The following is an 18,658-nucleotide window of genomic DNA, read 5'->3' as shown; positions in this document are numbered from 1 at the left end:
TCCGAATGGCGTGGAATCCGCAACGGCGACGTACGGATGTGGCCTGGCCTGCGCCGGTTTGGGGTCAGCATCCGGCGTTGCCTTATGGCGAAGAGCAGGTAGCGGCTATCAAGGCCAAGCTGCGCTTGGTTTTGACGGAGAATTTCAGTTTTGCCGAGGTGTGAATGATGGGTGTAGACGAGCGAATCACCGAGCTGGAGAGTCGCTTGGCTTTTCAGGATGACACCATCCAAGCGTTAAACGATGTGTTGGTAGCTCAGCAGCGAGTGCTGGAGCGTCTGCAGTTGCAGATTGCTGTGTTGGCCAAGCGCCAAGCAGAGGCCAATAGTCAGTTCGAGGTGGCCGAAGACGAGGCGCCACCGCCTCATTACTGAAACGCATGTTGCAGGCATAAAAAACCCGCTGCATGCGGGTTTTTTATACGGCGGGCTTAGCGGCGGGCGGGGAGGGCGGCGATCACGTCTTCCGCTTGCAGGCCTTTATCGCGCTGCATGACAGAAAACTCGACGCGCTGGCCTTCAACTAGTACGCGGTGGCCTTCGCCGCGGATGGCGCGAAAGTGCACAAAAATATCGTCGCCCGAGTCGCGGGAGATAAAGCCGAAGCCTTTCGAGGTGTTGAACCACTTAACCGTTCCGGTTTCGCGGTCGGTCATGTCGTGTGTTGCCATGTTGCTGCGAGGCTGCATGCGCAGGTTGGTGGCCAGGTGCAGCAGAACAGCAGCAAACAGGGTCAGCAGGCTGAACAGGGTGGCGGGTTGGCTGGCGATGACGGGGAGCGGGGCCAGTAGGATAAGCGCCTGTAGCAATGTGGCCAGTACCAGTAGGGCCGACACCAGGTTTTGCAGCTGATGGCGCAGGCCGGCATGCCAGATAGGTAGTTGTGGCGCCAGGATCAGATTGAGTAGGCCAAACAACCCGAGGCAGAGGGCGTCTGGCTGTTGCAGGAAGGGTTGGGCGGTATTTCCGAGGCTGGGTACAAAGGACAGCAATAGGGCGGTGAAGCCCGTCAGCAAGTGGACGATTTTCAACATATTCAATGAGCTCATCTATTAAAAGGATCACCAGGAAGAGCTGGCTGCGCATGTTCGCCATGAGATTGAGGGCGTTGTAGATACGCGCACAGTCAGCCTATGCGCTGCCCCAAAGGCTCGGGTCAGCGGCACGGCACGTATTTAACAGCAAAGAGGTGGGCTACTCAAATCAAGCGCTTAGCGCGGTCTCGGTCGCCCCGGGATGGGTCTGGTTGCGGCCATTGCGCTTGGCTTGGTAGAGCGCGTCGTCGGCGCGGGTGAGCAGGCTTTCCAGGTTGTCGCCCGGCTCCACAAGGGCGAAACCGAAAGAGGCGGTAATGCTGTCGAGCACTTGGTCGGTGCGACGTACCTTGATACGTAGGGATTGGATTTTCACGCGCAGTTGTTCGGCGAAGGCGTGTGCGCTGGCGCTGTCGAAGCATTCGCGCAGAATCACGCAGAACTCTTCGCCGCCATAGCGGGCGGCGGTGGCGCGCTGCGGCAGGAGGTCGCGTAGCAACTGGCCGACATGCTGCAGTACCCGATCGCCCAGCGGATGCCCGTATTGGTCGTTGAATTGCTTGAAGTGGTCGATATCGAGCATCACCAGGGCCACGCCTTGCGGGTTGCCGCTCAGCGCTTGCTCCAGCAGGCGAGTGAACGCATGGCGATTGAAAACGTGCGTGAGGCTGTCCAGGGTCGCCGCGAGGTGGGCGCGTTCCAATTGGCTGCGCAGGTGTTGGATCTCGTTTTGCGCTGCGCGCAGCCGATAAAGAAATTTCTCCTGCTGGTCCTGCATAAGCTGCGTGCTTTGTTGCAGGTCGTTCAGGACATTCGGCAGGTCGTCAATGATCGGCTCTTGCAGCGCGGCCAGGCCCTGCTCCAGGCTGAGCTGATAGCCGCGACTGCCGAGTACGCTGCGTGAGACATCCCCTTCGATATCGTCAACCAGTTCGATGACTTGCTGTTGGCCAGCGCGTGCGTCTTCCAGCTCGCCGCGAATGATGTAGTCGCGGAACAGTTTGACGGCGGTTTCCGGTGGAAAGCTGTCGAAGTCGTTGACCGTTTTATCCAGGCGCCGGTTGAGTTCAGGCTCCTGGCCTTTGCTGTAGGTGTACCAGAGGGCGTAATGCACCGGGTTGGGTGGGATATCGTGGCGCATCATCAGCGGGACGGCCTGCTTCAGGAGGGCTGCCGACTCGCGAGTCTCCTCAGGGTACAGTTCAAGAATGCTGGAAGCTTTGGCTGGTTGGCTCATGCACGTCACTGGGGCGAGTTGCGAATCGCCAAAGCATAGAACAGGCATAGGCCGCGCGCCTAGCAAAAGGCCCGAGCAAGTCGGGCCTTTATTGAAGGGCGTTTCTGGGGGGTTAGGCGTCGAGTAGGCTGCGCAGCATCCAGGCGGTTTTCTCATGGACTTGCATGCGCTGGGTCAGCAGGTCGGCGGTCGGTTCGTCGCTGACTTTGTCCAGCAGCGGGAAAATCCCACGAGCGGTCCGTACGACCGACTCTTGGCCCTGCACCAGCTGTTTGATCATGTCTGGCGCGCTTGGTACGCCTTCCTCTTCTTTGATCGAGGACAGGCGCGAGTACGCGGCATAGGTGCCCGGTGCGGGGAAGCCCAGCGCCCGGATGCGCTCGGCAATCTGGTCGACTGCCAGTGCCAGTTCGGTGTACTGCCCTTCGAACATCAAGTGCAGGGTGTTGAACATTGGACCGGTGACGTTCCAATGGAAGTTATGGGTTTTCAGGTACAGCGTATAGGTGTCTGCAAGTAGACGTGACAGGCCTTCGGCGATGGCGGCGCGGTCCTGTTCGGCAATTCCGATATTGATTTCCATAGCCTTTCTCCTTTCAGGTGGCTGGGGCAGTGCTGGCCCCGCAATGGGCGGAGCCTAGCATAGGCCCGCTCTTGCTTGGTCTTGGTTTCTGCCAATAAAAGCCATGGTTAGAAGCTATCGAGGGCTCGTCGGTTCAACGTTTCTGCATCAATTTGGCCAGCACTTTGGGGTAGGCCGCGGGGAGTAGGCGCTGAATCCAGTCGAGCAGGCGGGCGTCGCTGCCGATCAGGATGCGTGGGTTTTTAGCTTTTATGCCCTCGACAATTACCCGGGCGGCTTGGGCTGGGCTGGTGCGGGCGAGTTTTTCGAAGTCGGCGGCGGCGCGGTTGGCGTCGCATTTGCCGTTCATGCCCTGGTAGAAGCGTGCCGAGCGGGCAATATTGGTTTTTATGCCGCCGGGATGGACACAGCTGACCGTGATATTGCTGCTGCTCAGCTCCTGGCGCAGGGCTTCGGTGAAGCCGCGTACGGCAAACTTGCTGGCGTTGTAGGCGCCCTGCGTCGGTACGCCGATGATGCCGAAGATGCTCGAGAGGTTGACGATGTGTCCGGCGTCGTTTTGCAGCAGGTGTGGCAGGAAGGCTTTGGTGCCGTGCACTACGCCCCAGAAGTTGATGCCCATCAGCCACTCGAAATCGGCGTAATCCAGCTCTGCAATGGTTTGCGAAACGGCCACGCCGGCATTGTTGATGAGTAACTGGACGCTGCCGTGCTCGCTCAATACGTCTTCGGCGAAGGCGTACACCGCTGTGCGGTCGGCGACATCGAGTGGGTGGCAGCTGACACGTGTGCCGTATTGCTGGACTGCGCTGGCCGTGCCTTGCAGGCTTTCGGCGTTGATGTCGGCCAATGCCAGATGACAGCCTTGCTGGGCCAGCAGCTCGGCGAGCGCGCGGCCAATGCCCGAGCCTGCGCCAGTTACCACGGCGACCTTGCCTGCAATCGATTGCATGAAAACTCCTGGGCCGACGCGTTGCTCGGCCGAATCTGTCGGTCAATAGGATGGGGCGATCCGGTGCTGGCGAGCTTAGCCAGGCCGGGCGCGTGGAAACAAGGCTTTCAGCGGTGCGCCAGTTCAGGGTGTTGTTGCAGGGTGCGGTTGAACAGCTCGACCCAGTGGGTGCTGAATTGACTGCCCGCCAGGCTGTTGATTTCCAGGATGGCGCGCAGCAATGGGCGCTTGCTCAGGGTTTGGTGGGCACGTTCGTGGGTGCGTGCATCGAAGGTGTCGACAATATGCAAGATGAGCGCGCCAGGACGGGTTTGCGCTTCTCTCAGGCCGGCGGGGTAACCACTGCCGTCGGCATGTTCCTGGTGCTGCAAGGCTATTTCGGCGGCGGCGTCCCAGCTCGGTAGGCGTATTAGCAGGTCGTATGCCAGGCGTGGGTGCGATTGCATGTGCTGGCGCTCTTCGCGGCTGAAGCTGGCTTCCTTGTGCAGCATGTCCAGCGGCAGAAAGGCCATACCCAGGTCGTGCAGGCACACGGCCGCCGCCAGCTGTGCCGGCTGTTCTGGGGTGCCGCCGAGCTGATTGATCGCCAGGCTCAGCTCCAGTTGGCGTAGGCCGCGTCCCTGCCAGTAGTGCGAGCGGCGTTCGCTGGCGCGCATCAGTTCGATGAAAAACAGCAGGTCGGCATCCAGTGGAATGGCAAAGCGCTTGAACAGTTCCGCGGTATGCGCATCGCTGGTTGGTGTTGGGGCCGGCAGGTGGGTGTTGGGGTCGAGTTGTTGCAGCAGCGCGCGGCGGATTTCCGTCTGCCGGGCGCTGGGGGCGGCGGCCAGTGCGCTCAGGGCCAGGCTGAGTGCGTTGAGCTGGGCCTGATCCAGGCGTGCCGGAGTGCCGCCAAGGTTTTGCTCGATCAGCTCTTTCAGGTGGTCCAGGCTGAGCAGAAGAATGTCGCCCAGCAGGCTGTCGAAGCTTAGGCGGGTTTCGCGCAGGCAAGCGAGCACGTCTTCCATGGCCTGTGGCAGAGGCATCAGGGTATTCAGGCCGATATAGCCGAGGTTGCCTTTGAGGGTGTGCACGTTGCGGAACAATTCACGCAGCCGTTCGATGTCATCCGGCGAGCGCTCCAGCTCAATCAGCAATTGTTCGCTGCGCTGGAACTGTTCAGCGGCTTCCTGGCGAAAGTCTGCCAGCAGATCGCTGGGCAGCTCGGCGGGGCGGGGCGTTGGCATAACGGCTCTCCATGGGGGCGAAGCCTGAGTATAGAAAGGCTTGGTGAAAGCGCGTGGCGCGGCGGCTGCATGTAACGGCTTAACCATATATAATCCCGCGCTTTGCTGCGCTGCGCGGGTTGACGGCGATCGGGCGTGAACGCGCCGCTGGTCGATTGCTGGCCCCGTTGGGCGGCGCAATTGCAGAAAATACTGCGTGTGCTTGCCGGTTCGGTTTACCCGCTGCGAGCGCGCAGTACTGCCAGTCACGAGTGCCGCGACTTCTGCGGCCCAACGAATTCAAGACTCAAGAGAAGCGACTACCACCATGATGCGCAGCCATTATTGCGGCCAACTGAACGAGAGCCTGGACGGCCAGGAAGTCACCCTTTGCGGTTGGGTACATCGCCGTCGTGACCATGGCGGGGTGATTTTCCTCGACATTCGTGACCGTGAAGGTCTGGCTCAGGTGGTATTCGACCCGGATCGCGCCGAGACTTTCGCCGCTGCCGACAAGGTGCGCAGCGAATATGTAGTCAAGATCACCGGCAAGGTGCGTCTGCGTCCGGCCGGTGCCGGCAACGCCAACATGGCGTCCGGCGCGATCGAAGTGCTGGGTTATGAGCTGCAAGTGCTGAACGAAGCGGAAACCCCGCCGTTCCCACTCAACGAATACACCGATGTCGGCGAAGAAACCCGCCTGCGCTACCGCTTTATCGACCTGCGTCGCCCGGAAATGGCGGCCAAGCTCAAGCTGCGTTCGAGCATCACCAGCAGCATCCGTCGTTACCTGGACGAAAACGGCTTCCTCGATGTGGAAACGCCGATCCTCACCCGCGCCACCCCTGAGGGCGCGCGTGACTATCTGGTGCCAAGCCGCACCCACGCCGGTAGCTTCTTCGCCTTGCCGCAATCGCCGCAGCTGTTCAAGCAACTGCTGATGGTCGCCGGCTTCGACCGCTACTACCAGATCGCCAAGTGCTTCCGCGACGAAGACCTGCGTGCCGACCGCCAGCCGGAATTCACCCAGATCGACATCGAAACCAGCTTCCTCGATGAAGCCGACATCATGGCCATCACCGAGAAGATGATTCGTCAACTGTTCAAGGAAGTGCTGGACGTCGAGTTTGGCGAGCTGCCGCATATGACCCTGGCCGAAGCCATGCGTCGTTACGGTTCCGACAAGCCGGACCTGCGCAACCCGCTGGAGCTGGTGGACGTCGCCGATCAGCTGAAGGATGTTGATTTCAAAGTATTTGCCGGCCCGGCCAACGATCCGAAGTGCCGCGTGACCGCGCTGCGGGTGCCGGGTGGGGCGAGCATGCCGCGCAAGCAGATCGACGACTACACCAAGTTTGTCGGCATTTACGGTGCCAAGGGCCTGGCGTACATCAAGGTCAACGAGCGTGCTCAGGGCGTCGAGGGCTTGCAGTCGCCGATCGTCAAGAACATCCCGCTGGACAACATCAATGTGATCCTCGATCGCGTTGGCGCGGTCGATGGCGACATCGTGTTCTTCGGTGCCGACAAGGCCAAGATCGTCAGCGAGGCCCTGGGCGCGCTGCGCATCAAGCTGGGGCATGACCTCAACCTGCTGACCTGCGAATGGGCTCCGTTGTGGGTCGTCGACTTCCCGATGTTCGAAGAGAACGACGACGGCAGCCTGACCGCTATGCACCACCCGTTCACCGCGCCAAGCTGCAGCCCGGAGGAGCTTGCGGCCAATCCGGCCGCCGCCCTGTCGCGCGCCTATGACATGGTACTGAATGGCACCGAACTGGGTGGCGGTTCGATCCGTATCCACGACAAGGCCATGCAGCAGACCGTGTTCCGTGTGCTCGGCATCAGCGAAGACGAGCAGCAGGAGAAGTTCGGCTTCCTCCTCGACGCCTTGAAGTTTGGCGCGCCACCCCATGGCGGCCTGGCCTTCGGCCTGGATCGTCTGGTGATGCTGATGACCGGCGCGCAGTCGATTCGTGAAGTGATCGCCTTCCCGAAAACCCAAAGCGCGGCCTGCGTCATGACCCAGGCACCGGGTGAGGTGGATAACAAGTCGCTGCGCGAATTGCACATTCGCCTGCGCGAGCAACCGAAAGCCGAATAACGGCAAGCGCCAGTGGCCTGTACGGTTAATCAACTAATCACGCAGGCCGCTGGGCCGAGTGCTACACAGCCTCGGAACTGTTGAGAAAGTACGGAGTGAGTTATGGCTGGTCATTCCAAATGGGCCAACATCAAACACCGCAAAGAACGTCAGGACGCCAAGCGCGGCAAGATTTTCACCAAGATCATTCGTGAGCTGACGGTCGCCGCCAAGCATGGCGGCGGTAATCCGGCGGATAACCCGCGCCTGCGTCTGGCGGTGGACAAGGCGCTGACCGCCAACATGACCCGCGACACCATCGATCGTGCCGTCGCCCGTGGGGCCGGCTCGAATGATGCTGACAACATGCTCGAGCTGAGCTACGAGGGTTATGCGCCAAATGGCGTGGCGGTGATCGTTGAAACGATGACCGATAACCGCAATCGCACCGCGGCTGAAGTGCGACATGCCTTCAGCAAGTGTGGCGGCAATCTCGGCACCGATGGCTCGGTGGCCTACATGTTCGACCGCAAGGGGCAGATCAGTTATGCCCCAGGTGTCAACGAAGATGCCTTGATGGAGGCGGCGTTGGAGGCCGGGGCCGACGATGTCGTCAGCGCCGAGGACGGTTCGGTCGAGGTTTACACCTCTTTTGCCGACTTCCTGTCGGTGAATGAAGCGCTGACGGCCGCCGGGTTCAAGGGCGATGAGGCCGAGGTGGCGATGATCCCTTCGATCAGTGCGCCGATCACCGATCTGGAAACTGCGCAGAAGGTCATGAAGCTGATCGATATGCTGGAAGACCTCGACGACGTGCAAAACGTCTACCACAACGCCGATATTGCCGACGAGCTCATGGAGCAGCTTGGCTGATCGAGTCACCCGGCGAGCAGGCCGGAAGTTGCCGGGCATCAGTGTCCAGGTGCTTCCGGCTTTTTAATGGATGCTTGGTGGATGACGGCGGCCTGGGGCGACCCTATACTCCGCAGCTGGATAAATAGACAGTGTGGTGCCGGCGTCCGTCGGTACCTTGGGCGGGTGGCAGGGCATGACGTTGATTCTCGGTATCGACCCCGGCTCGCGTATCACCGGCTACGGTGTGGTGCGCGATATCGGCCGCGGCTGTGAATATGTCGCCTCGGGCTGCATTCGTACCGGGAGCGGGCCTTTGCCTGAGCGTTTGCAGATCGTCTTTCGCGGCGTGCGCGAAGTCATCGAGACCTTCGGCCCGGTGACCATGGGCATCGAGCAGGTGTTTATGGCGCGTAATGCCGACTCTGCGCTGAAGCTCGGCCAGGCACGGGGCGCGGCGATTGTCGCCGGCGTCGAGGCGGGCCTGGATATCTCGGAATACACCGCCACCCAGGTCAAGCAGGCGATTACCGGCACAGGCGGTGCGGACAAGGAGCAGGTGCAGATGATGGTCATGCATCTGCTCAAGCTGGTGCAGAAACCGCAGATTGATGCGTCGGATGCCCTGGCGATTGCCCTGTGTCATGCCCATCACCGGCAAAGCCTGATCCCCCATGGTTTGGTCGGTGCCAAGCGGCGCGGTGGTCGTCTTCGTTTGTAACGTTATTCAAGGAAAACAGCGGTGATCGGACGTTTGCGCGGCACCTTGGCGGAGAAGCAGCCGCCGCATTTGATTCTGGATGTGAATGGCCTGGGCTATGAGCTGGAAGTGCCCATGACCACGTTGTACCGTTTGCCGGCAGTCGGTGAGCCGCTGACCCTGCACACCCACTTGGTGGTGCGCGAGGACGCGCATTTGCTCTATGGCTTCTTCGAGAAGCGTGAGCGCCAGCTGTTTCGCGAGTTGATCCGGCTCAATGGGGTAGGCCCGAAATTGGCGCTGGCACTGATGTCCGGGCTGGAGGTCGATGAGTTGGTGCGTTGCGTGCAAGCGCAAGATACCGCGGCGTTGGTGAAAGTCCCCGGCGTGGGCAAGAAAACCGCCGAACGCCTGTTGGTCGAGCTGAAAGACCGCTTCAAGGCCTGGGAAGCCGTACCGGGTATGGCAACCCTGGTGGTGGAACCTCATGCGGCTGGTGCAGTCTCAAGCGCGGAGAATGATGCGGTCAGTGCGCTTATTTCGCTGGGCTATAAACCGCAGGAAGCCAGCCGTGCCGTCTCTGCGGTCAAGGCCGATGGCTTGAGCAGTGAAGATATGATTCGTCGTGCCCTGAAGGGAATGGTGTAGCTCTAGATGATCGATGCAGACCGCCTGATTACCGCCAGCAGTCGCGACCGCGATGAGCAGGTGGACCGTGCCATTCGGCCGTTGAAGCTGGCGGACTATATTGGCCAGCCCAGCGTGCGCGAGCAGATGGAGCTGTTCATCCAGGCGGCGAAAGGCCGTGCCGAGGCGCTCGATCACACGCTGATCTTCGGTCCGCCCGGCCTCGGTAAAACCACCTTGGCCAACATCATTGCCCAGGAAATGGGCGTGTCGATCAAGAGCACCTCCGGCCCCGTGTTGGAGCGCCCCGGCGATCTGGCTGCGCTGCTGACCAACCTTGAGCCGGGCGACGTGCTGTTCATCGATGAAATTCATCGCCTGTCGCCGATCGTCGAAGAAGTGCTGTACCCGGCGATGGAAGATTTCCAGCTCGATATCATGATCGGCGAAGGCCCTGCGGCGCGCTCGATCAAGCTGGATTTGCCGCCGTTCACCTTGGTGGGCGCCACCACCCGTGCGGGCATGTTGACCAATCCGTTGCGTGACCGCTTCGGCATCGTTCAGCGCCTGGAGTTCTACAACACCGCTGACCTGGCGACCATCGTCGGCCGTTCGGCGGGTATCCTCGGCTTATCGATCGAAGCCGAAGGGGCATTCGAGATCGCCCGTCGTGCGCGCGGCACGCCGCGGATTGCCAACCGCCTGTTGCGCCGTGTACGCGATTTCGCCGAAGTGCGGGGCACCGGGGAGATCAGCCGGCAGATCGCCGATCTGGCGCTGAATTTGCTGGATGTCGACGAGCGTGGTTTCGATCATCAGGATCGCCGCCTGCTGTTGACCATGATTGAGAAGTTCGATGGCGGCCCGGTGGGCGTCGACAGCTTGGCCGCAGCGATCAGCGAGGAGCGGCATACCATCGAGGATGTGCTGGAGCCGTACCTGATCCAGCAGGGCTATATCATGCGTACCCCGCGAGGGCGGGTGGTCACCCGGCATGCCTATTTGCATTTTGGCTTGAATGTGCCGAAGCGCATGGGCGAATTACCGACCGTCGACCTGTTCGCCAGCGATGGCGAGTAAACAAAAATACTTGCCATTGCCGATTGGCAAGTCCAGGAGCTAGCACTAGAGTATGCGCGCGCAAAACGGAGTTCAGCCGTTCGCCCATCGTTGTCGTGTTTATTACGAGGACACCGATGCCGGCGGCATCGTCTACTACGTCAATTACCTCAAGTTTATGGAGCGGGCTCGCACCGAGCGGCTGCGCGATCTGGGCTTTGCCCAGTCGCTGCTGGTGGGTGAGGGCCTGTTGTTCGTTGTGCATTCCAGTGAAGCGCGCTATCACGCGCCAGCCCGCCTGGATGACGAGCTGCTGGTAAGTGCCGAAGTGATCGAGTTAAACCGTGCCAGCCTGCGTTTTCGTCAACAGGTCAGGCGGGCTACGGATGATGCGCTGCTCTGTGAAGGGCAGTTTTTGGTGGCCTGTGTGTGCGCCGACAATTTGAAACCCCGGGCTATTCCCCCAACTCTGCGTGCGGCCTTTGCCGACCTGGGTGGCGCGGGTACATCTAAAGCAGGAGAGTAAGCGTGGAAGCCAACGCCGTTGACCACATGTCGATGTGGAGTTTGATCAGCAACGCCAGTCTGGTGGTGCAATTGGTGATGTTGACGCTGGTGGCGGCTTCGGTCACTTCCTGGGTCATGATTTTCCAGCGCACCAGTCTGCTGCGCGCCGCCAAGCGTGCCTTGGATGGCTTCGAGGAGCGCTTCTGGTCGGGCATCGACCTGTCCAAGCTGTACCGCCAGGCGGGCAGCAACCCGGACCCGGATTCGGGCCTGGAGCAGATCTTCCGTGCCGGCTTCAAGGAATTCTCGCGGTTGCGTCAGCAGCAAGGCGTCGACCCGGATGCAGTGATGGACGGTGTGGCGCGCGCCATGCGCGTGGCTATTTCGCGTGAAGAAGAAAAACTCGAACAGAGTCTGCCATTCCTCGCTACCGTCGGCTCAACCAGCCCGTATATCGGCCTATTTGGTACCGTGTGGGGGATCATGAACTCCTTCCGCGGTCTGGCCCAGGTACAGCAAGCGACCCTGGCGACTGTTGCGCCGGGCATTGCCGAAGCGCTGATTGCTACCGCGATTGGTCTGTTCGCCGCGATTCCTGCGGTAATCGCCTACAACCGTTTTGCCGCTCGCGGTGAAATGCTGATCGGTCGTTACTACACCTTTGCCGACGAGTTCCAGGCGATCCTGCACCGCAAGGTGCACACCAGCGACGACTAAGCCTTAGCCGGTCGTTTAAAAGCTACTGCGCTCGCCTATGCGGCGTTGAAATCAGACTCGAATGCGGGCGTCAAAATGCTCAGGTACAACTCGTACACTCCGCTTTCTCGCCTGATTCCGCCTTGCCTAGTCATCGCTCGCAACGCTTTTAAACGGCCTGGTGGCACTCTTTACGATAGGTTTTAAGCCATGGCCAGAATTCGCAACAGACGCAAGCCCGTCGCCGAGATGAACGTGGTGCCTTACATCGATGTGATGTTGGTGCTGCTGGTGATCTTTATGGTGACCGCCCCCATGCTCAATCAAGGGGTCAAGGTCGATCTGCCGCAAGTCAGCAGTGAAGCCTTGCCGCAGGACAATAACGCCCAGGTCCTGACCATCTCGATCAAGGCCGACAAGTCCTACTACTGGAACATGGGCACGGAAGTCGATACCGACACCGTGCAGGACCAGGCGATGACTCTAGAAGAGATGACCCGTGCGGTAACCGCGATCATCAATCAGAGCCGCAGCACGGGCAAGCAGGTGCAGGTATTCGTGCGCGGCGACAAAAGCGTCGATTACGGGACGGTAATGGCGGCCATGGGTGGCCTGCAGCAGGCCGACGTGGGTAACGTCGGGCTGATCACCGAGGCCCCCTGATGCAATACCAGCGCGAGCGTTCACCTTCGGAAAACCTGTTCTGGCCTGTGGTATGGGCCGTGGCGCTGCACACCCTGATGTTCGCCATGCTGTTCGTCAGTTTCGCCTTTGCTCCGGATTTGCCGCCAGCCAGGCCGATCGTGCAGGCGACCTTGTATCAATTGAAGTCGCAGAGCCAGGCAACCACCCAGACCAACCAGAAAATCGCCGGAGAGACCAAGAAAACCACGGCGCCGATCTATGAAACCGAGCAGCTTGAGCAGAAAAAGGCCGATCAGGAAAAGGTAGCGGCCAAGGCTGCGGAACAAAAGAAAGCCCAAGAGGCTCAGAAAGCGGAAGCCGCGAAGAAAGCCGATGCCGAGAAAAAGGCTGCTGAGCAGAAAAAACTGGCGGATGTAGCCAAGAAGAAAGCAGCAGACGAAGCCGCGAAGAAAAAAGCCGCCGAAGACGCCAAGAAAAAGGCCGCGGAAGAGGCCAAGAAGAAAGCCGCCGCCGAGGCCGCGAAGAAAAAAACCGCAGACGATGCCAAGAAAAAGGCTGCCGAAGCCGCGCAGCGTAAGGCCGTAGAGGACAAGAAAGCGGCGGCCCTGGCCGAGTTGCTCTCCGAGGATGTGGGGCGGCAACAGGCGCTTGCCGACACCGTGGGTGATCAGGTGGCAGGCAATTTGGATGATTTGATCGTCAAGCTGGTGAGCGAGCAGTGGCGGCGTCCGCCATCTGCGCGTAACGGCATGAGTGTAGAAGTGCTGATCGAGATGTTGCCCGATGGCACCATTATTAATGCCAGCGTGACCCGTTCCAGTGGCGATGCGCCATTCGACAGCTCAGCGGTACAGGCGGTGCGCAACGTAGGGCGTATCGCAGAAATGCAACAGTTGGATCGTGCCACATTCGATCAGCTTTACCGGCAGCGTCGTGCCGTCTTTAAACCGGAGGATTTAGGTCTGTGAATACCCTGATGCGTATCGCCCTGTTGGGCCTGACCATGCTGGTCGGCACCGTACAGGCGGCTGATCCCTTGGTGATCAGCAGTGGTACCGACCGTGCGACACCAATCGCCGTCGTGCCGTTCGGCTGGCAAGGTGGCAATGTGCTGCCCGAGGACATGGCCGAGATCATCGGCAATGACCTGCGCAATTCCGGGGTGTTCGAGCCGATTCCCCGGCAGAACATGATCAGCTTGCCGACTCAGGCCAGTGAGGTCATCTACCGTGACTGGAAAGCCTTGGGTGCGCAGTATGTGCTGGTCGGTAATCTGGTGCCGGCTGGTGGTCGTCTGCAGGTGCAATTCGCCTTGTTCAACGTGGCCACCGAGCAGCAAGTGATGACGGGCAGCGTTGGCGGCGGTACCGATCAGCTGCGTGACATGGCACACCATATCGCGGACCAGTCGTTCGAGAAACTGACCGGGATCAAGGGCGCCTTCTCGACGCGCATGCTCTACGTCACCGCCGAGCGCTTCTCGGTCAACAATACGCGTTACACCTTGCAGCGCTCCGACTATGACGGCGCCCGTGCGGTGACCTTGCTGCAATCGCGCGAGCCGATTCTGTCGCCGTCGTTCGCACCGGACGGTCGTCGGATCGCCTACGTATCGTTCGAGCAGAAGCGTCCGCGTATCTTCGTGCAGCATATCGATACCGGTCGCCGTGAGCAGATCACCAATTTCGAAGGCCTGAACGGTGCGCCGGCCTGGTCGCCGGATGGCAACCGCCTGGCGTTCGTCTTGTCGCGTGACGGCAACCCGGAAATCTATGTGATGGACATGGGCTCGCGACAGCTGCGCCGGGTGACCAATCAGGGCTCTATCGATACCGAGCCATTCTGGGGCAAGGATGGCCAAACCATCTATTTCACCTCGGACCGTTCCGGCAAGCCACAAATCTATAAAACCAACATCAACAGCGGTGCGGTTGAGCGCGTGACCTTTGTCGGTAACTACAACGCCAACCCGAAACTGTCTGCGGATGAGAAAACCCTGGTGATGATCCATCGTCAGGACGGTTACACCGTGTTCAAGGTAGCGGCGCAGGATCTGCAACGCGGCAATTTGCGCATTTTGTCCGACACCAGTTTGGATGAGTCGCCCACTGTCGCACCCAACGGCACCATGCTAATCTACGCGACCCGCCAGCAGGGGCGGGGAGTCTTGATGTTAGCGTCCACCAATGGTCGCGTAAGGCTCCCTCTTCCTACCGCTCAAGGCGAAGTTCGAGAGCCTTCCTGGTCCCCCTTCCTGAACTGATGCGGTGCTACACCTTTTTGCTTAACACACTGGGGTTCATTAGGAGTTACATGATGGAAATGCTGAAATTTGGCAAGTTTGCTGCACTGAGCCTGGCTCTGGCCGTAGCTGTTGGTTGTTCTTCGAAAGGCGGTGACACCGCTGGCGAAGGCGCTGTTGACCCGAACGCTGGTTACGGTGCCAACACTGGCGCTGTCGATGGCAGCCTGAGCGAAGAAGCTGCTCTGCGCGCTATCACCACTTTCTACTTCGAATACGACAGCTCCGATCTGAAGCCGGAAGCCATGCGTGCCCTCGACGTTCACGCGAAAGACCTGAAAGGCAACGGCGCTCGCGTCGTTCTGGAAGGCCACGCTGACGAGCGCGGTACCCGTGAATACAACATGGCTCTGGGTGAGCGTCGTGCGAAAGCCGTTCAGCGCTACCTGGTGCTGCAGGGTGTTTCCCCGGCTCAGCTGGAACTGGTTTCCTACGGCGAAGAGCGTGCGATTGCTACCGGTAACGACGAGCAGTCCTGGGCTCAGAACCGTCGCGTCGAACTGCGTAAGTAATTCGCCATGCGTATGTGCCGCCGTGCTCTAACCGTTTTGGCTCTCAGCCTGTCGCTTGCGGCATGGGCTGAGGTTCCTGTGGTGGATAGCAATGCCGAATACGGCAGCAGTAGTTATCCGCCTGCTGGTTATGGCACGTCCGGCGCCTACGCCGGGGGAGGGGCTGAGGCCCCGACCTCGGCGCAGGGCATGCTGTTCAATCAATTGCAGCAAATGCAGCAAGAAATTGCGCAACTGCGCGGTATGCTTGAAGAGCAGCAGAATGAAATCCAACGTCTGAAGCAAGAAGGCCTGGAGCGTTACCAGGATCTTGATCGACGTTTGAGCAGTGGAGCGGCAGGTGCTGCGGCCACGCAAAATTCTCCGGCCGATGGCGCGATCAATGCCAACGGTACGCCTGCACCCGCCACCGGTCAGGCGCAAGCGCCGGCCAGCAGTGAGCCGGCCGATCCGGCGAAGGAAAAGCTGTTTTATGAAGCAGCCTTCGATCTGATCAAAGTCAAAGACTTCGACAAGGCCAGTCAGGCCTTCGCCGCGTTCCTGCGTAAGTATCCAAACAGTCAGTACGCCGGCAACGCTCAGTACTGGTTGGGCGAGGTGAATCTGGCGAAAGGCGATCTGCAAGGTGCCGGCCAGGCTTTTGCCAAGGTCAGCCAGGCATATCCGCAGCATGCCAAGGTGCCTGACTCGTTGTTCAAGCTGGCGGACGTCGAGATGCGTCTGGGCAATACCGACAAGGCCAAGGGCATCCTTCAGCAGGTGGTCGCACAGTACCCCGGCACATCGGCGGCCCAATTGGCGCAACGCGATTTGCAACGATTGCCCTAGCCACTGAGTTGGCTGTTAACGAAACCCGCGCCTGGCGCGGGTTTTTTCGTTAGAATCTGCGCCCCTTTTCCCGCAACGGAGGCGGATGGCCTGTTTAGCCGTCACGCCCGTGGCCGATATGCAAGAAACCCTGCGCATTACCGAGATTTTCTACTCGCTGCAGGGCGAGACGCGCACCGCCGGCTTGCCGACGGTATTCGTTCGCCTGACCGGCTGCCCGCTGCGTTGCCAGTACTGCGACACCGCCTATGCCTTCAGTGGCGGCGAGCTCATGTCGCTGGATGCCATCGTCGAGCAGGTCGCCGCGTATAAGCCGCGTTATATCTGTGTGACCGGTGGCGAGCCGCTGGCGCAACCCAACTGCATTGCTTTGCTTCAGCGGCTGTGCGATGCCGGCTATGAGGTGTCGCTGGAAACCAGCGGTGCGCTCGACGTGTCCGCGGTCGATCCGCGGGTGAGCAAGGTGCTCGACCTGAAGACGCCGGGCTCGGCCGAGGTTGGCCGCAATCGTTATGAAAATATCGAGTTGCTGACAGCCAATGATCAGGTCAAGTTTGTTATCTGCTCGCGTGAGGACTACGACTGGGCGGTGAGCAAGTTGATCCAGTATCGCCTGAGCGAGCGCGCTGGCGAGGTGTTGTTCTCGCCGAGCCATCATGAATTGAGTGCGCGTGCGCTGGCCGACTGGATCGTTGCCGATAACCTGCCGGTGCGCCTGCAGATGCAGCTGCACAAGATTCTCTGGAATGACCAGCCGGGACATTGATATGAACGATAAAAAAGCGGTAATCCTGCTGTCCGGCGGTCTCGATTCCGCCACCGTCGTTGCACTGGCCAGGGCTGAAGGCTATGCCTGCTACAGCATGAGCTTCGACTATGGCCAGCGCCACCGCGCCGAGTTGCATGCTGCCGAACAGGTTGCCCGGCAGTTGGGCGTGGTCGAACACAAGGTGATTGGGCTGAGCCTCAACGGTATTGGTGGCTCGGCCTTGACCGACAGCAGCATTGCGGTGCCGGAAAGCCCAACCGAAGGCATTCCGCTGACTTATGTGCCCGCGCGCAACAGCGTGTTTCTGTCCTTGGCTCTGGGCTGGGCTGAAGTGCTGGGTGCGCGGGATATTTTCATTGGCGTGAATGCGGTGGATTATTCCGGCTACCCGGACTGCCGTCCGGAATTCGTCGAGGCGTTCGAGCGCATGGCCAATCTGGCGACCAAGGCTGGTGTCGAGGGCCAGGGTTTTCGCATTCAGGCGCCGTTGCAGGCCATGAGCAAGGCCGAGATCGTCCAGACGGGCATGCGCCACGGCGTCGATTACGCGCTGACCGTGTCCTGCTACCAGGCCGATGAGCAAGGACGTGCCTGCGGTAAATGTGACAGTTGCCGCCTGCGTGCGGCCGGGTTTGCTGCGGCAGGCTTGGTCGACCCGACTCGTTATTTCTAAAAAGTTTTCGCGAGGTGTTGAATTTCTGAATTAAATCAGTATCATGCGCCTCGCGTCGGGTCGTTAGCTCAGTTGGTAGAGCAGTTGGCTTTTAACCAATTGGTCGTAGGTTCGAATCCCACACGACCCACCATATTTCCTTCTACGGAAGGTACTGAAAGCCTGAAAGCTCTGATTGAAAGGGCTTTCGGGTTTTTTTGTGTCTGGTGCTTTTGCGCTGGCTCCATGTTTTTTCGCGTTTTCACCACTCCCGCCTTGTCTGCGTTCACGCCCCTCTGGCGGGTATACTCGAATCTCACGCTGATAGACCTTCACGGGGCTTGATGACATGACGCAGATTTCCGAACGCCTGCTGGTTCAAGCTCATCTCGACGCCAAGCAGCCCAAGCCGCTGACGGCCGAACAAGAAGCTTTTTTTCGCGCTGAAATTGCCGCCGAACTGAAAAAGCAGAACGCCGTACTGGTTGCTCACTATTACTGTGACCCGGTGTTGCAGGCGTTGGCCGAGGAAACCGGCGGTTGCGTCTCCGACTCGCTGGAGATGGCGCGTTTCGGCAACCAGCATGCAGCGCAAACCGTGCTGGTCGCCGGCGTCAAGTTCATGGGCGAAACGGCGAAGATCCTCAACCCGGAAAAGCGCGTGCTGATGCCCACGCTGGAAGCGACCTGCTCGCTGGATCTGGGCTGCCCGGTGGAGGAGTTCTCGGCGTTCTGCGACCAGCACCCGCAGCGCACCGTGGTGGTGTATGCCAATACCTCGGCGGCGGTGAAGGCGCGCGCCGATTGGGTGGTGACCTCCAGCTGTGCGGTGGAGATTGTCGAGCACCTGATGGACAACGGTGAGCGCATCATCTGGGCGCCGGATCAGCATTTGGGGCGTTACATCCAGAACAAGACCGGTGCCGACATGCTGCTGTGGGATGGCGCTTGCATCGTTCACGAAGAGTTCAAGGCCAAGCAGCTGGAAGACATGAAGGTGCTGTATCCGGACGCCGCCGTGCTGGTGCACCCGGAGTCGCCGACCGCAGTAATCGAGTTGGCCGATGCGGTGGGCTCTACCAGCCAACTGATCAAGGCGGCGCAGACCCTGCCGAACAAGCTGTTTATCGTCGCCACCGATCGCGGCATCTTCTACAAGATGCAGCAGCTGTGCCCGGATAAGGAATTTATCGCGGCGCCAACCGCCGGCAACGGTGCGGCGTGTCGCAGCTGTGCGCATTGTCCGTGGATGGCGATGAATACCCTGGAACGTACGCTCAACTGCTTGCGTGAAGGCAGCAACGAGGTCTTCGTCGACCCAGCGTTGATTCCAAGGGCGATCAAGCCGCTCCAGCGTATGCTCGACTTCACCCAGGCGGCGCGGTTGAAGTTGTCCGGTAACGCCTAAGGCGGCCG

At 60.0% G+C, this 18,658-nt stretch carries 21 protein-coding genes, 1 tRNA gene and 1 pseudogene; 17 read left to right on the top strand and 6 right to left on the bottom strand.

The window, feature by feature from the left end; genetic code table 11:
* Positions 1–167: 167 nt before the first annotated feature.
* Positions 168–374, top strand: coding sequence for a SlyX family protein (locus tag B3M58_RS06925; protein WP_296217857.1), 207 nt, complete (start codon positions 168–170; stop codon positions 372–374).
* Positions 375–430: 56 nt separating this feature from the next.
* On the opposite strand, the gene B3M58_RS06920 is transcribed toward B3M58_RS06925, so the two are convergent.
* From B3M58_RS06920 to B3M58_RS06895, 6 genes and pseudogenes are all read right to left on the bottom strand, one after another.
* The gene (locus tag B3M58_RS06920) at positions 431–655 is read right to left on the bottom strand and encodes a cold-shock protein (RefSeq protein ID WP_296217861.1); all 225 of its coding nucleotides are present in this window, start codon (positions 653–655) and stop codon (positions 431–433) included.
* A gap of 57 nt (positions 656–712) precedes the next feature.
* Positions 713–1,033 (bottom strand): annotated as a pseudogene (locus B3M58_RS06915) (cold shock domain-containing protein membrane protein); the annotation flags it as partial.
* A 169-nt stretch (positions 1,034–1,202) separates the two neighbouring features.
* On the bottom strand, positions 1,203–2,270 hold the full coding sequence (locus tag B3M58_RS06910; RefSeq protein ID WP_296217856.1) for a GGDEF domain-containing protein: 1,068 nt from the start codon (positions 2,268–2,270) through the stop codon (positions 1,203–1,205).
* Between the two features lie 112 nt (positions 2,271–2,382).
* Positions 2,383–2,853, bottom strand: a complete 471-nt coding sequence (locus tag B3M58_RS06905) for a Dps family protein (protein WP_296217855.1) — start codon at positions 2,851–2,853, stop codon at positions 2,383–2,385.
* Positions 2,854–2,986: 133 nt separating this feature from the next.
* Positions 2,987–3,805, bottom strand: a complete 819-nt coding sequence (locus B3M58_RS06900; RefSeq protein WP_296217854.1) for an SDR family oxidoreductase — start codon at positions 3,803–3,805, stop codon at positions 2,987–2,989.
* 107 nt (positions 3,806–3,912) lie between these two features.
* The gene (locus B3M58_RS06895) at positions 3,913–5,031 is read right to left on the bottom strand and encodes an HD domain-containing phosphohydrolase (RefSeq protein WP_296217852.1); all 1,119 of its coding nucleotides are present in this window, start codon (positions 5,029–5,031) and stop codon (positions 3,913–3,915) included.
* Between the two features lie 307 nt (positions 5,032–5,338).
* Here B3M58_RS06895 and aspS point away from each other — a divergent pair, with 307 nt between their 5' ends.
* The 16 genes from aspS (at position 5,339) to nadA (ending at position 18,650) form a co-directional block, all read left to right on the top strand.
* Positions 5,339–7,114, top strand: a complete 1,776-nt coding sequence (gene aspS / locus B3M58_RS06890) for an aspartate--tRNA ligase (RefSeq protein ID WP_296217850.1) — start codon at positions 5,339–5,341, stop codon at positions 7,112–7,114.
* Between the two features lie 102 nt (positions 7,115–7,216).
* Positions 7,217–7,966, top strand: a complete 750-nt coding sequence (locus B3M58_RS06885; protein ID WP_296217848.1) for a YebC/PmpR family DNA-binding transcriptional regulator — start codon at positions 7,217–7,219, stop codon at positions 7,964–7,966.
* A gap of 175 nt (positions 7,967–8,141) precedes the next feature.
* Positions 8,142–8,666, top strand: coding sequence for a crossover junction endodeoxyribonuclease RuvC (ruvC, locus tag B3M58_RS06880; protein WP_296217846.1), 525 nt, complete (start codon positions 8,142–8,144; stop codon positions 8,664–8,666).
* Between the two features lie 21 nt (positions 8,667–8,687).
* Complete coding sequence (gene ruvA, locus B3M58_RS06875) at positions 8,688–9,293, top strand: Holliday junction branch migration protein RuvA (protein ID WP_296217845.1); 606 nt, start codon at positions 8,688–8,690, stop codon at positions 9,291–9,293.
* A 6-nt stretch (positions 9,294–9,299) separates the two neighbouring features.
* Positions 9,300–10,352, top strand: a complete 1,053-nt coding sequence (gene ruvB, locus B3M58_RS06870; protein ID WP_296217843.1) for a Holliday junction branch migration DNA helicase RuvB — start codon at positions 9,300–9,302, stop codon at positions 10,350–10,352.
* Positions 10,353–10,404: 52 nt separating this feature from the next.
* Entirely contained in the window at positions 10,405–10,857 is a 453-nt protein-coding gene (ybgC, locus tag B3M58_RS06865; protein WP_414704058.1) for a tol-pal system-associated acyl-CoA thioesterase, read from the top strand.
* Positions 10,858–10,859: 2 nt separating this feature from the next.
* Positions 10,860–11,555: a protein TolQ gene (gene tolQ / locus B3M58_RS06860; RefSeq protein WP_296217842.1), complete on the top strand. Its 696-nt coding sequence runs from the start codon at positions 10,860–10,862 to the stop codon at positions 11,553–11,555.
* A gap of 189 nt (positions 11,556–11,744) precedes the next feature.
* Positions 11,745–12,197: a protein TolR gene (tolR, locus tag B3M58_RS06855; RefSeq protein ID WP_296217840.1), complete on the top strand. Its 453-nt coding sequence runs from the start codon at positions 11,745–11,747 to the stop codon at positions 12,195–12,197.
* Positions 12,197–13,147: a cell envelope integrity protein TolA gene (gene tolA, locus B3M58_RS06850; protein WP_296217838.1), complete on the top strand. Its 951-nt coding sequence runs from the start codon at positions 12,197–12,199 to the stop codon at positions 13,145–13,147. Before tolR ends, tolA begins: the two co-directional genes overlap by 1 nt.
* Positions 13,144–14,442: a Tol-Pal system beta propeller repeat protein TolB gene (tolB, locus tag B3M58_RS06845; protein ID WP_296217835.1), complete on the top strand. Its 1,299-nt coding sequence runs from the start codon at positions 13,144–13,146 to the stop codon at positions 14,440–14,442. Before tolA ends, tolB begins: the two co-directional genes overlap by 4 nt.
* Before the next feature lie 53 nt (positions 14,443–14,495).
* Positions 14,496–14,993 carry a peptidoglycan-associated lipoprotein Pal gene (pal, locus tag B3M58_RS06840; RefSeq protein WP_296217834.1) on the top strand — a complete coding sequence of 166 codons (498 nt, stop codon included), beginning with the start codon at positions 14,496–14,498 and terminating at the stop codon, positions 14,991–14,993.
* Positions 14,994–14,999: 6 nt separating this feature from the next.
* Complete coding sequence (ybgF, locus tag B3M58_RS06835; protein ID WP_296217833.1) at positions 15,000–15,821, top strand: tol-pal system protein YbgF; 822 nt, start codon at positions 15,000–15,002, stop codon at positions 15,819–15,821.
* A 118-nt stretch (positions 15,822–15,939) separates the two neighbouring features.
* Positions 15,940–16,587: a 7-carboxy-7-deazaguanine synthase QueE gene (gene queE / locus B3M58_RS06830; RefSeq protein ID WP_296217860.1), complete on the top strand. Its 648-nt coding sequence runs from the start codon at positions 15,940–15,942 to the stop codon at positions 16,585–16,587.
* Between the two features lies 1 nt (position 16,588).
* The gene (gene queC / locus B3M58_RS06825) at positions 16,589–17,263 is read left to right on the top strand and encodes a 7-cyano-7-deazaguanine synthase QueC (protein WP_296217832.1); all 675 of its coding nucleotides are present in this window, start codon (positions 16,589–16,591) and stop codon (positions 17,261–17,263) included.
* A 57-nt stretch (positions 17,264–17,320) separates the two neighbouring features.
* Positions 17,321–17,396: transfer RNA gene (locus B3M58_RS06820), tRNA-Lys, on the top strand.
* Between the two features lie 195 nt (positions 17,397–17,591).
* A complete protein-coding gene (nadA, locus tag B3M58_RS06815) occupies positions 17,592–18,650 on the top strand; it encodes a quinolinate synthase NadA (protein ID WP_296217831.1) in 1,059 nt (352 codons plus the stop codon).
* Positions 18,651–18,658 lie beyond the last annotated feature (8 nt).

It is taken from the genome of Pseudomonas sp. UBA2684 (assembly GCA_002354655.1).
GTDB lineage: Bacteria > Pseudomonadota > Gammaproteobacteria > Pseudomonadales > Pseudomonadaceae > Aquipseudomonas.
This window is presented reverse-complemented; position numbering and strand designations above follow the sequence as displayed.